This window comes from Hymenobacter tibetensis (assembly GCF_022827545.1).
Lineage (GTDB): Bacteria > Bacteroidota > Bacteroidia > Cytophagales > Hymenobacteraceae > Hymenobacter > Hymenobacter tibetensis.
Map to the genome: position 1 here is coordinate 3,297,981 of NZ_CP094669.1, position 12,675 is coordinate 3,310,655.

General features: G+C 58.2%; 9 protein-coding genes. 6 read left to right on the forward strand and 3 right to left on the reverse strand.

Annotated elements, in window-relative coordinates; genetic code table 11:
* Window positions 1–4: 4 nt before the first annotated feature.
* A complete protein-coding gene (locus MTX78_RS13250) occupies window positions 5–1,558 on the reverse strand; it encodes a DUF4394 domain-containing protein (protein ID WP_243794931.1) in 1,554 nt (517 codons plus the stop codon).
* A gap of 395 nt (window positions 1,559–1,953) precedes the next feature.
* Between MTX78_RS13250 and MTX78_RS13255 the strand changes: the two genes are divergently transcribed.
* Both MTX78_RS13255 and mutM read left to right on the forward strand, forming a co-directional pair.
* Window positions 1,954–2,853, forward strand: coding sequence for a PhzF family phenazine biosynthesis protein (locus tag MTX78_RS13255; RefSeq protein WP_243794933.1), 900 nt, complete (start codon window positions 1,954–1,956; stop codon window positions 2,851–2,853).
* 164 nt (window positions 2,854–3,017) lie between these two features.
* The gene (gene mutM, locus MTX78_RS13260; RefSeq protein WP_243794942.1) at window positions 3,018–3,845 is read left to right on the forward strand and encodes a DNA-formamidopyrimidine glycosylase; all 828 of its coding nucleotides are present in this window, start codon (window positions 3,018–3,020) and stop codon (window positions 3,843–3,845) included.
* A gap of 112 nt (window positions 3,846–3,957) precedes the next feature.
* Here the strand turns inward: mutM and MTX78_RS13265 are convergent, their stop codons facing one another.
* Window positions 3,958–4,983: an SDR family NAD(P)-dependent oxidoreductase gene (locus MTX78_RS13265; RefSeq protein WP_243794944.1), complete on the reverse strand. Its 1,026-nt coding sequence runs from the start codon at window positions 4,981–4,983 to the stop codon at window positions 3,958–3,960.
* A 319-nt stretch (window positions 4,984–5,302) separates the two neighbouring features.
* Between MTX78_RS13265 and MTX78_RS13270 the strand changes: the two genes are divergently transcribed.
* Entirely contained in the window at window positions 5,303–5,809 is a 507-nt protein-coding gene (locus MTX78_RS13270; RefSeq protein ID WP_243794946.1) for a hypothetical protein, read from the forward strand.
* A 125-nt stretch (window positions 5,810–5,934) separates the two neighbouring features.
* Here the strand turns inward: MTX78_RS13270 and MTX78_RS13275 are convergent, their stop codons facing one another.
* Window positions 5,935–6,702, reverse strand: coding sequence for a sulfite exporter TauE/SafE family protein (locus tag MTX78_RS13275; protein ID WP_243794953.1), 768 nt, complete (start codon window positions 6,700–6,702; stop codon window positions 5,935–5,937).
* 128 nt (window positions 6,703–6,830) lie between these two features.
* Here MTX78_RS13275 and MTX78_RS13280 point away from each other — a divergent pair, with 128 nt between their 5' ends.
* The 3 genes from MTX78_RS13280 (at window position 6,831) to MTX78_RS13290 (ending at window position 12,660) form a co-directional block, all read left to right on the forward strand.
* On the forward strand, window positions 6,831–8,399 hold the full coding sequence (locus tag MTX78_RS13280; protein WP_243794954.1) for an MDR family MFS transporter: 1,569 nt from the start codon (window positions 6,831–6,833) through the stop codon (window positions 8,397–8,399).
* A gap of 132 nt (window positions 8,400–8,531) precedes the next feature.
* Window positions 8,532–9,578: an LLM class flavin-dependent oxidoreductase gene (locus MTX78_RS13285; RefSeq protein WP_243794956.1), complete on the forward strand. Its 1,047-nt coding sequence runs from the start codon at window positions 8,532–8,534 to the stop codon at window positions 9,576–9,578.
* 439 nt (window positions 9,579–10,017) lie between these two features.
* Window positions 10,018–12,660 (forward strand): sensor histidine kinase, encoded by a 2,643-nt coding sequence (locus tag MTX78_RS13290; RefSeq protein ID WP_243794957.1) that lies wholly within the window; start codon window positions 10,018–10,020, stop codon window positions 12,658–12,660.
* Window positions 12,661–12,675: the final 15 nt, after the last annotated feature.

Below are 12,675 nucleotides of genomic sequence, written 5' to 3' on the forward strand. Positions count from 1 at the left end.
CTGGTTAGAAGCCAAGCCCTACGGCTAAGCCGGTGGCTGCGCTGGTGAAGTTCCCTACGCTGGTTGCAACTCCATTGCTGGTGCTGATGCGGTAGAGCTTGGTGCTACCACCCGAGGTAAGCAAGGCGTATGGGGTGCCGCTGGTGCCCCCAATATCAAAACCGTTGGCGGCGTCTACGTCTACGCCAAGGTCACCCACTGGCACCAGCGCGCCGGCGTTCGGCGGGTTTTGCAGGAACAGCTTATCGGAAGTTGTGTCGATATCATACAGCGCAGTGGTGGTGGCACCGGCAAAGTTGTTGGTGTACGCTGCACCCGTTACCGCGGGTGTGCCGGGGTTAAGCGGCGTATCAGTCGTGACAGTGCCAGCTGTGCCGGCTGCCACGTTAGCTGGAATGACGCGTAGGTTTTGGCTGGTGTTGCTCACAATGCGAATTCGGTCAACGGTTGGGTTGAAATCCACACCGAATGCTGTGCCGGACAAGGGCACGGTCAGAGTTGCCACGAAAGCAGCAGCCCCCGAAGAGGTATTGAGCGTGTAGATGCGGCTGTTGCTGCCAATAGCATACAGTTGGCCTGTAGCTGGCCGGAAATCAATACCAACTATGGTTTCGCCGGTCTGCAAACCGGTGATGGTTTTGGCTACAGTAGCGGATGGATTTTCAGGATTGAAAATCAGAAGGCTATTAGCAGCCGTAACGGCGTAGGCAATGGGCTGCGTAGGAATAGCAATGCCCGTGTACATCAGGCCTTTGTTGTACTTCACCAATATGCGCGTGTCGCCGGTGGCTAAGTCAACAGAGAAAAGCGTGGCTTTCTTGTTGACCTCGAACAGGCCGAGGGCGGTGTTGTCGGGAGCAATATCGAAGCCACCTTCCCCGGTTACTTTCAGCTTTAGGGGCCCTACTTTGACTAGCGTGCCGGCGTTCGGCGGGTCTTGCTTGTACAGCGTTTGGGTGGCAACATCAATATCGTAGAGGGTGGTAGTAGCGGCGCCGGCCACGTTGTTGGTGTACGCTACGGCAGCAACACTGGCCCCGGGCGCTCCGTTGATGTCGCCGTCTTCCATGGCCAAGGCACCAGTCTCCGGATTCAGCCGCAGATTTTGGCCGGTGTTTGTAACCAACCGGATACGGTCGACGGTCGGGTTGAAATCGAAGCCCGCCACTGAGCCTTCCAGCAATGGCATGAAGGGCCCCGTTCCAATAGCGCGAGCGGCCCCCGTCAGCGGGTCAATAACATAGATGCGGCTGGTGCTGCCCACGCCGTACAGCTGGCCGGTAGCAGGCCGAAAGTCGATGGCCAGAATGGTTTCTCCGGACTGCAACCCGGCAATAGGTACTGAACGGGTAGGATTTTCGGGGTCTTGGGTGGTGAAGGCGTCTAGCTTAGTGCCCTCAGCTAAGGCGTAAAAAGAAAAAGGAATGCCTTTTTGGTCGCTGCTGATACTGGTATTTCCGTTCTGGGCGTACTCGTCCATCTCTTTTTCACAACCGGCTAATGCAAAAAAGAGGGCGGCGCACGCAGCAAGCGTTGCACAGTAAGAAGTCTTTTTCATTTTTCCTTTATTTTTTAGTGAGAAATATTGGGATTGAAAAAGCTACGCACTGGCTAAGCGCCCGGATTTCAGCGGATGAAGATTTTATGAAAGTTTATAAAATAATCAACCTGCAGCCGTTGGTGCATAGCTACAGTCCTAATTCAAGCCAAACTCATGGCCGATATAATCAGAGAAAGCCAAGTGCACATAGCTCCGCAGCATCAGTATGGCTTTTTCAAGACATTTACATTCCTGAATGTTACAATTGAGTAGTACGCGTCCCCTTTTCAGGAATCCGTCAGCATATCCCGTGAGTTACGCTTCCGGTGTAGTGCAGTGCTATGGCTGTTAGAATTAGTTTCTGGGCTTCTTTTCGTCTGGTTTACTTTTGGCATTGAACTCACTGTCCTTCTATGTCCACTCTCCCCTTCTTGTTGGTTGATGCTTTCACTACCACTGCCCTAGCCGGCAACCCGTGTGCGGTAGTGCTGGACGCCGACGCGCTACCTGACACCCAGATGCAGCGCTTGGCGCAGGAATTCAACCAATCGGAGACTGCCTTTGTGTTCCGCTCGCCTGACGCAGCTTTCGGGGTGCGCTTCTTCACCCCCGCCGAGGAAATTCCGCTGGCTGGGCACCCCACCATTGCCACCGTTGCGGCGCTGCTGCACACGGGCCGCCTACTGCTCACAGAACCCCATACCACGTTGCAATTAGCCCTGCGCGACGGTCCAATTCGTATTGATGTCGAGGCGCCGACTGCACCGAACGAGTTGCCGCAGGTGTTCATGACTCAGCGCAAACCCACGTTTGGGCAGCTCCATGATCCGGCCGTAGTAGCCCCGCTTTTTGGCCTCACGCCAGCCGACCTGCTGCCCGGCGCACCCGTGCAAACGGTAAGCACCGGTACTCCGCAGCTCATGATGCTCCTGCGCGACCAGGATGCGCTACGCCGAGCCACGCCACCCGAACCAGTTGCCTATGCCCGCTACCGCGCCAACTCCGACTTCTTTAGCCCGCACCTTTTTTGCCTGGGAGGCGCTACGCCGCTGGGCCATACGTTCGCCCGGCAGTTCGGCACCCCGCCCGACCTGATGGAAGACCCGGTTACCGGCTCGGCCACGGGCGGCATGGCGGCGTATTTATGGCGCTACGCCTACCTCGCGCAGCCTGATTTCATTGCCGAACAAGGCCACTGGTTGGGCCGCCCTGGTAGCATTACCGTGCACGTAGCTGGCCCGCCCGAGGACATCGACTTTGTGCGCATAGGCGGGACGGGCGTGGTGGTGCTGGAAGGCAAGCTGCTGCTCTAGAAGCCAGTACCTGTGTTGCGCTACATGCTCCGGCCGTTGGTGCAGCCCGTTTGTTTGTTGGGTTAAGGCAGCACAATAGAGTTGGGCGGCAGCTTTTGTTGCAACTCTGCACCCGCCAAAGCTGTTCAGTAGCTGAACTGTGTTGTACTTACCGCCTCCTCTCCGTGCCCGAATTACCCGAAGTTGAAACCTACCGCCGCTTTCTTGACGATGTACTTCTCCAGCAACCTATTACGGCTTTCGAAGTAAAAGACGCCAAAGTCCTCGTCACCGACGAAGACACATTGCGTAAGGCGCTGGTGGGTCACCGCATAACAGCCACCCGCCGCCTCGGCAAAAACTGCTTTCTGGAACTCGACAGCGGCCAGGTGCTGGCGCTGCACTTTGGCATGACCGGCGACGTAGGTGCCTACCGCGACGAGCCCGATGCTCCTCGTTTCACCCGGGTTGCATTTCACCTCGCCGACGGCCTGCGCGTGGCCTTCGTCGACCCGCGTAAATTTGGCCGCATTCGGCTGGTAGAAAGCGTAGCAGCGTATCAGAAAGCCAAAAAGCTCGGCCCCGATGCGTTGGACGTAACGCCCGAACATCTGCAAGCCGTGCTAGGTACCAAGAAGCCCATGATCAAGCCGCTCCTCCTCGACCAGGGCATCACGGCGGGCCTCGGCAACTGGATTGTGGACGAGGTGCTGTTCCAAGCCAAGATTCATCCGGAGCGGCGGGCGCACACGCTCAGCACCAAGGAGTTCAAGGCCCTGCATGAAGCCATTCAGTTGGTGCTCACTACGGCCATCCAACACGAAGCCACCTACCGGCACTTCCCCGCCTCGTTCCTCATTCATGCCCGCGAGTGGGACGATTCCGCCACGCCCGGCACCGACGCGCATACCTTCTGCCCCCGCCACCCCAAAATCCTGATTGAGAAAGGGTACGTAGGCGGCCGAGCCACCTACCACTGCCCCAAGTGCCAGCCTGCTCCCAGCCAAGAATAGCTGGAACACCCACGCATCAGTTGGCAATGTGGGGCTAAACACATACCGCAATAGTTAGCCTTTAACCGAAATGCCCCAGCAGTGTAAGCTACCGGGGCATTTCAATTATCTATCACACCTGGTTGTTCTTCTTCTCGGCTTTGCGGGTGAGGGTGGTCAGCCAGGATTGCGTGATGGGCGATTCGCTTTCGTGGCCGTAGCGGCGGGCGTCGCCTTCCTTGCCGGTGGGGCCAGGCAGGGTGCGGTTCACCCAGCTGAGCAGGTCGGCGGTGGTGCCGGGCGCCAGGCCGTGGAAGGCAGACAAGAGCTTGGCTGGCAAGCCAATAATGATTTCGGCGTCACCGCGGCGGCAGGCATTCCAAATTTGCCGGGCGGCTGAATCAGCATCCACCGTAATAGCAGGCATGGAGTCGGCTACTGTAAACCACGCGTATTCTTTTATGTGCTGGCCTTTGATGATGGCATTGCGCGGGCTGCCGGTGCGCAGCAAGCCGGGGCACACGGTAGTTACTTGAATACCATATTGCAGCAGTTCCGCGCGGAAGCTTTCGGAGAGGCCCACCAACGCAAATTTGCTGGCGCAATAGGGCGCCAAGTGTGGTACGGGCACCTTCCCGCCCACCGAGGCTATGTTCACGATCCGGCCCTCGCCGCGCTGGCGCATGTCGGGCAATACGGCCTGCATGGCGTGCAGCGGCGCCCAGAAGTGCGTATCCATTGACTCTTCGTACTCGCGCAGTTCCATGTGGTCGAGGGGGCCACCGGTGATGATGCCGGCATTGTTGATGAGCACATCAATCGGGCCTAGTTTTTCCTGCACCTCCACTACCAGCGTACGCACTTCGGCCGGCTCCATCAGGTCGCGGGACAGAGCCAGTACTTCGGCTCCGCCCGCTGCCAATTCCTGGCGGGCGCGCTCCAATTCGTCGGCGTCGCGGGCACAGATGGCCACTTTGGCGCCTTCTGCTACGGCTTGCCGGGCCAGAATCAGGCCCAGACCACGCGAGCCGCCCGTAATCAGCACTACCTTGCCTTGCAGGTCGTAGGACCCACGACGATTGCTCCACAGCGTGGCGGCGGCCAGCAACGCACCAGCGCCGGCCAGTGCCAGCCAGTTGTTTCGAGTGTCAGGTTTCATATATCGGAGGTTCTGTTTGCTAGTTAAATACTCGTTGTTCAACGAAGATGTTTAGCCCCGCGCTGCCAGACCTGTGCCCGCCGCTCCTCAAGCACAACACTAGATTAGGAGCGCTTGGCGTTACATGCAGAAACTTTCCGGGAGCGTTTCTCGCAAACGCGCTGCTGTTGTGGGCAACATGAAACCAGAAACTTCCGGGCAGACGTTAGGAGGCGCGGCTTTCACGAATTGGCATCATATTTACGTGTCAGTTTCAGAGCCCGCTCGGCGGCCTTGCCACAGGACGCTGCCTGTTTGCTGGCTTCTTCACTTATCCGATATGAAAATTTCTTTTCTCGCCACCCTCTTGCTTCTGATGGCTCCTACTATGCTAGTAGCCCAGACAACCACCGTCAAGACTAAAACCAAGACGGCCACTGCCCCTACCGCCAAAGTCAAAACCGCTGCTCCCTCGGCCGCCCCAGCCGCTACTCGCCCCAAAGTGGCGCCCCCCGAAGAACAGGTGGAAGCGCGGGCCAATGCCCTCACAAGCAACATGCAAAAAGCGTTGGCGCTAAACCCGGAACAGGCCGAGAAGGTGCGGCAAATCAACCTAACCAGCGTACGGGGCGTGGAAACGGCCCGCCTCAACTACCGCCAGGACGTACGCAAAATGGCCGCCATAATAGATGATATCGGTCAGGCGCGCCTGAGCACGTTGAAAAGCGTCCTGACTCCCGCTCAGTTCGATAAATACCAGCGCAAGCGCGAAGAAAAAATGGGCGTACCAAGTGCGCAAGGCAACCAAGGCACGCCCGTTCCTGGCCTGCCTTCGCAGGGAGAGTAGGCACACCCCTAGTCCACGCGGACAAGTAACGAAAAAGACCGTCATGCTTCGGCTAGCGCCGCATGACGGTCTTTTTTCAACCAGGCAGTTCTGCCTGGCTTACCTTGTCTACGTAGCCTACTGCTTTACTTGAACATCTCCCACCCCAGCTTGAGGATGATGCCGCTGACCACCACCAAAAACAGGATGCGCACGAAGCCCGTGCCCTGTTTGAGGGCAACGTTGGCCCCGAGCGTAGAGCCGATGATGTTGCACACTGCCATGGGTAGGGCTACCATCCACAGCACTTGTCCAGTGTAAGCGAAGTAAGCCAAGCCGGCCAAGTTGGTGGCCACGTTCACGAGCTTGGCCGACGCCGACGCCGTCAGGAAGTCGTAGCCGAACAGCCCCACGAACGTGAACAGCAGAAAGCTACCTGTGCCAGGGCCGAAAAAGCCGTCGTAGAACCCGATAATGGCCCCCATGATGATGGCCACCCAGACCTCGCGGCGGGCAGTAAGCCGCGGCGCGTGCAGGGCCCCCAGGTCTTTGCGCCAGAAGGTATAGAGGGCAATAACAACCAGCAAGCCCAGCACCATGGGCCGCAACAGCTCCCGCGGAAACATGCTTACCACCCGGGCACCCAGAAACGCGAAACTGCCCGCTACCACGGCCGCCGTGCCTACGGCCCGCCATTGGATGGGCACCTGGCCCGCATAGCGCCGCAACGCCGCCAGCGTGCCCATCAGCGAGGATACTTTGCCGGTTCCGAAAATAGTGGGCTCTGGAACACCCTTGAGCAGCAGCAGCATAGCGGGCAGCTGAATCAGCCCCCCGCCGCCCACCATCGAGTCGATAAAACCAGCCATGAAGGCAAACAAGCAGAGCAGCGCGAGGGTCAGGGTGGTAATCACGGCCGCGAAAGTAGTGTATTGAGCTGCCAGTTGCGCGTTGCGGACTGCTAATTCTAGGTACTTATAGTAGGCGACTGGTAACTCCCACCTTGTTTTTCTGCGTACAGCCAGGCTCACCCTTGCTCGCCATGACTGAAAACCTTACCCAGCGGCAAAAGATGCTCACGTTTGCCGGTATCCTGCTGGCCATGTTTCTGGGCTCCCTCGACCAAACCATCGTGAGCACCGCCTTGCCGCGCATCGTGGCGGACTTGCAAGGGCTCGACCGTTTTACGTGGGTGGCTACCGCCTACTTGGTGGCCAGCACGGCGCTGGTGCCCATCTATGGCAAGCTGGCCGACATGTACTCCCGCCGCAAGATTGAGGTGGTGGCTGTCAGTATCTTTCTGGTGGGCTCGATGCTGTGCGGACTAGCGGGCGAATTCGGCACCCTGCCCCTGCTAGGCGACGGCATGACCCAGCTCATCACGTTTCGAGCCATTCAGGGCCTGGGAGGTGCTGGTCTGTTTGCCATGGCCTTCATCATCATTGCCGACCTGTTTCCACCCGCTGAGCGGGGCAAGTACCAAGGCTACGTGGGGGCGGTTTTCGGCACGTCGTCGGTGCTGGGGCCGTTTTTGGGGGGCTTTCTAACAGACAAAGGCTCGGGGCTGATTCCGGGCGTGGCAGGGTGGCGGCTGGTGTTCTACGTGAACCTGCCGCTGGGCTTGCTGGCCCTGTGGTTTATTTTGACTCAGATGCCAGCCCTCCGGCCCCGGACTACACCCAAGCCTCTCGATGTGGTATCGATTGTGCTGCTGATGGCCGGGCTGGCGCCGCTGGTAGTGGGGTTGCAGCTCAACAAAGCAGAATACGGCTGGACCTCGCCCGTCACGCTAGCTCTCTTGGCTACGGCCGCCGTGGCGCTGGCGCTTTTCGTGCGCCGCAGCCTCCGCTCCGACAATCCTATTCTGGATTTCGGGCTGTTCCGCAACACCGTGTTCCGCTGGGCCAATGCCGCGCTGTTTCTGCTGGGCGGCGCGTTCTTGGGCATCATCATCTTCGAGCCGCTGTTTATGGTGAATGTGCTTGGCACTACGGCCACGCGCGCCGGTATCAGCCTGATTCCGCTTTCGATGGGCGTGGTGCTGGGCTCGTTGCTGGCCGGGCAAATGGTGTCGCGCTTCGGGCACTACAAGCGGTGGATGATAGGGGGGATTATTGTCCTGCTCGGGGGGCTGTCGTTGTTGGCTACCATGCCCGAAACCGTGAGTTACCCCCAGGTGCTGTCGTACTTGCTATTGTGTGGGCTAGGGCTGGGCCCTACGATGCCGCTGTATACGCTGGCCATCCAAAATGCCATTGAGCCCCAGCTGATGGGGCAGGCCACGTCGGCCAGCCAGTTTTTCCGGCAGATTGGTGGGGCCATTACTGCCTCCATTCTGGGCACAGTCCTTACGCTTACGTTGGCAGAAGCCACCCCTCCTCCCACAACGCCCAGCGTGGCTGTGCGGCCAGTGGTATCGGAGGGGCCAGTGGTGCCGGCAGCCGCGGCCGGCCCAGCCTCGCCAGAGCTACGAGCCGCTTTTTCGAAGGCCATATCCCGCATCTACCTCTTCAATATTTTCCTGGTAGCAGGGGGCTTGTTGCTGACGTTCTTCGTACCCGAACTGCCCCTGCGCAAAAGCAACCACGCCACTCCTGCGCCAGCCGAATGACAAAAGCACAACTAAGACTTGGGGTGGTGCTGGCTAGCACTGCTGCGTCCCAAGCAAACTACTCTTTCGCCTCTGTTGTTGTAGCAGATAATCCGCGCCATTTCCAGCGGAAGCTCTCTAAACGACGATAGCATGTCAACTGAAAATAAAGTGCACCTGAGTGTCCTCGACCAGTCGCCGGTGCGGCACAACGGTTCGGCTCGGCAGGCGCTCCAGGAAACTATCGAGCTGGCTCGCCTCGCCGAACGGCTCGGGTACACCCGCTTCTGGGTATCAGAGCATCACAATACAGGCACGCTGGCAGGCTCGGCGCCGGAGGTGTTGTTGGCCCGGCTGGGAGCTGAAACCAACCGTATCCGGCTGGGCTCGGGTGGGGTGATGCTGCCCCATTATTCGGCACTCAAAGTGGCCGAGAACTTCCGCCTGCTCGAAGCCCTCTACCCCGGCCGCATCGACCTAGGCATCGGGCGCGCCCCTGGCACCGACCGGGTGACGGCCCATGCCCTCAATCCGCACAACGCCTTCCGCGACGAAGACTTTGCCGAACAGCTCATGGACTTGCGGGCCTACCTGCGCGACGAGGTGGTGCCCGATACCATTCACGCCAAAGTGAAAGCGGCGCCCTTCGTGGATACGGTACCGGAAATGTGGCTACTTAGCTCCAGCGGCCAAAGCGGCCTGTTTGCGGCGCACGTAGGCGCGGCATTTTCCTTTGCCCATTTCATCAATCCTACCGGTGGGCCCGACATGGTGCGGCTTTACAAGGAACGGTTCCGTCCTTCGCCAGAGCTAGATGCCCCCCTCGCCAACGTGGCTGTCTTTGTTGTTTGCGCCGACACTGAGGGCAAAGCTCAGGAACTGGCCGATGCCCTGGCGCTGCAAATGCTGAAACTAGAAACCGGCGACCGAACTCCCATGAGTTCCACCGACTCGGTACGCAACTATTCGCTCACCCCCGAACTCCTTGCCCGCCTCGACTACCATCATCAGCGCATCGTGTCCGGCACCCCCCAGCAAGTGCGCGAACAATTGGAAAAGCTCGCTGCCGCTTATGGCGTAAACGAGATAGTCGCCGTCACCATCACCTACGACTTTCAGGATCGGCTACGTTCTTACGAGCTGCTAGCAGATGTATTTGATCTGAATCCGGTAGCGCAGCTGCTGGCGCAGGGTATGTAGCTAAAGTTGGCGCCACTTAAGGCTACGGGTACCTACTGGTGGTACTGAGGCTATAGGCTGGGCTTAATACCAACAATGGCTACTAACCTTTTGGTCGGGTGCCTTTTATGTACTAGCTATTGCTTACATTAGAGGTAGCTTGCAGACAAACAAGGCAGCAAAGGAAAGAACCTCGTCTTCTACTGGGTTCTTTGCCTGGCAGACCATCCTACAGCACCTGCCAACTTAAGGGAGCAGGCTCTTTTGGGACTCACATCCCGGTGAAGATAAGTGTGTCGACAGGCCATACCCGTACGGTAGGCTCGTTGTTGAGCTTCCATTACACTATTTTCCGAGCCCATTTTCACATAAATACCTGTGAACCAGAAAAAAGCCCACGTATTCTGGTATGGCGCTACTTCTCACGCTTCGCCTGTAGCGGGGCCTGCTCCTTACTCCAATGACAAACAACCACACTGCTCGTAACACTCCAGCCGGCCTTTCCGGGTTGGCTTCGCTTACCGAGCAGGTGCTGCAGATGATGCCCTTAGCGGTGCTAGCGCTTGATAAGCAAGGCATACTTCAACTGGTCAATCCGGAAGCGGCGCGCTTGTTGGGCCGCACCGCCGACGAGCTGCAAGGCCAGGCACTCGCTCAGGTAGTGCCGGCCAGCTTCCCAGCCGAATTGCAGCTAGCGTTGCAGGAGGCTATACAGTCTTCGGGTTCTGTAACCGGGCAATTCTTTCTATCTGATTTTCAGCAGTGGATAGAAATGAGCACTGCCACCACCCCCACCCAACTACTGGTTTTCTGGCACGACATCACCCGTCTGATCAAGCAGCAAAACCATCCCCAAGTGCCGGCGCCTCAACATGAACCGCATTCTGCAGTGGAAGCGCAGACCAGCGAGGCCTTGTTGAGCGCGGCTGAGCAGGCAGCACAGGCCGGCAGCTACGAAGTCGACCTAGCCAATATGACGTTTCGCTTCTCGGGCGGTATGTTTCTCTTGTTTGGCGAAGAACCGCAGTCGTTCGTGCCCAACTTGGCCTATGTCAATGCCCGCTCGCACCCAGAAGACGCGGCAGCCATCCAACAGATTCTGGACCAGGCTATCCTGAACCGAACTCCCTACTACTATCGCCGCCGTATTTATCGCTCGGATGGGCAGCAGCGCACCCTGGAGGCTCACGGCAATGTGCTTTATGGCCCGTCGGCCGAACCCGTGAAGCTTCTCGGCACGGTGCACGATGTGACTGAACGCGACCGAGCAGAAGCAGAACTTCACTCTGCCAACCGCACCATTCAGCGCATGCTCCATGGCTCGCCCGCGGCTATCTGCTTGCTGGAGGCCCGCCGCGACGAGCAAACTGGTGCCATCATCGATTTCGTTTTTCGTGGGGTCAACCGGGCCGCGCAGATTCTGAACCAGAAAAGCGAAGCTGAATTGTTGGGCCACGGCCTGCTGGAGTTTTTCCCAGGAGTGCGCGAAGTCCTTTTCGAGAGATATGTGCAGGTGGTGGAAACCGGCGACTCCTGGCGCAGTGAACAACGCTACTCCGGAGAGCATTACCTGGACCGGTGGTTCGACGTGTCGGCGGTGAAAAACGAGGACGGTATCATCCTGACTTTTCTCGACATCACGGCGCAGAAGCAGACGGAAAGCCAGCTGCAACAAGCCAATGCGTGGCTCACGGTGCTGCTCGACACCGGCCAAACCCAGATTGGGTACTACCAGGCCGTTCGGGATGAAGCAGGACAACTCGTTGATTTCACCGTGGACACGGTCAACTCCGCCATAATCGGCATTACCTCCAAGATCAACACCCCGCATATCCGGCTAACGCAGGTGCTGCCGGGCATCAAAGAGCATCCTTCGTGGCAGCACATCATCCAAGTAATGGAAACGGGCGAACCCCAGCGCCACGAAGAATATTACGACTTCCCAGACGTGAAGGGGTGGTTCGATATTGCCTACCATCGGCTGGAAGACGGCTTTTTTTCGCAGTCATTTGAAACCACTTCTCGCAAACAGGTCGAGCAGGAACTAGTCAAAAACCTGGCCTTACTACAGCAGTCCGAAGAAATAGCCCAGATAGGCAGTTGGGAGTACGAAGTGCCGACGGGTGCCTTCCGCTGGTCGGCGGGGATGTACCGCCTGTTTGGTTTGCCACTCAACACGCCGGTCACGCCGTCCACCTATCAGGAGAAGGTGATAGAGGAAGACGTGCCTGTAGCCGAGCAACTTGTCCGCTGCTTGATACAGGGCACCGGTAGTGTAGAAGAAACCTTACGCATTCGGGTGGATGGGCAAGTGAAAACCCTGCGTATTAAGGCCCACCCCTTACACGACGAACACGGACAGTTGACCCGCATCCTGGGCATCGACTTGGATATCAGCCAGGTCAAGCAGTTGGAAGCCGAGAACCTACACTTGCGCCTACAGCAGCAGCAGCGCCTGTTTGATGCCGTGCTGGAAGCACAGGAAGTGGAGCGTAAGCGCATTGCGGAAAGCCTGCACAACGGCGTGGGCCAGTTGCTGTACGCTACCAAGCTACGCCTAGATCAGCTCCGCTTATACTTCCCGCAAAAGCCCGTAGCCCCAGCTCTGGTGGCCGCCCGCCGTGAGGCCGACCAGCTATTGGCCGAAGCTATTAGCCAGACCCGGGCCCTCTCGCATGAGCTAATGCCCACTGTTTTAAAAGAATTCGGCTTGGCAACGGCCGTCCAGGACATTTGCCGCCACTTAAGCAGTCCGTCGCTTCAGCTGCATGGCCACGTTGTGTTGGATACGGCATTGCCTCCCAACATGGAACTGGCCCTGTATCGGATGACTCAAGAGCTAGCCCAAAATATCGTCAAACATGCCGAGGGCGCTACGGAAGCCAGCTTGGAAGTGGAAACTACCCCCGGCTTTGTACTACTGCGCGCCGCTGACAATGGGCTAGGATTTATTGATGATTTAGCTGCTAGCTCGGGTTTAGGCCTGCGCAGCATCCGCGACCGGGTGCAGTTGCTAGGCGGTACTATGGAAATAAACTCGGCGCCTGCCTCCGGCAGCTACGTTCGGATCCGCCTTCCTCTGCCCGGCACTACCAGCTCTTAACCAGGGCAATGTTCA

Excerpts from the sequence above, each read along its gene's own strand:
- MTX78_RS13255 (WP_243794933.1), top strand. The coding sequence starts at position 1,954 with ATGTCCACTCTCCCCTTCTTGTTGGTTGATGCTTTCACTACCACTGCC.
- MTX78_RS13290 (WP_243794957.1), top strand. The coding sequence starts at position 10,018 with ATGACAAACAACCACACTGCTCGTAACACTCCAGCCGGCCTTTCCGGG.
- MTX78_RS13280 (WP_243794954.1), top strand. The coding sequence starts at position 6,831 with ATGACTGAAAACCTTACCCAGCGGCAAAAGATGCTCACGTTTGCCGGT.
- MTX78_RS13250 (WP_243794931.1), bottom strand. The coding sequence starts at position 1,558 with ATGAAAAAGACTTCTTACTGTGCAACGCTTGCTGCGTGCGCCGCCCTC.
- MTX78_RS13285 (WP_243794956.1), top strand. The coding sequence starts at position 8,532 with ATGTCAACTGAAAATAAAGTGCACCTGAGTGTCCTCGACCAGTCGCCG.
- MTX78_RS13270 (WP_243794946.1), top strand. The coding sequence starts at position 5,303 with ATGAAAATTTCTTTTCTCGCCACCCTCTTGCTTCTGATGGCTCCTACT.
- MTX78_RS13265 (WP_243794944.1), bottom strand. The coding sequence starts at position 4,983 with ATGAAACCTGACACTCGAAACAACTGGCTGGCACTGGCCGGCGCTGGT.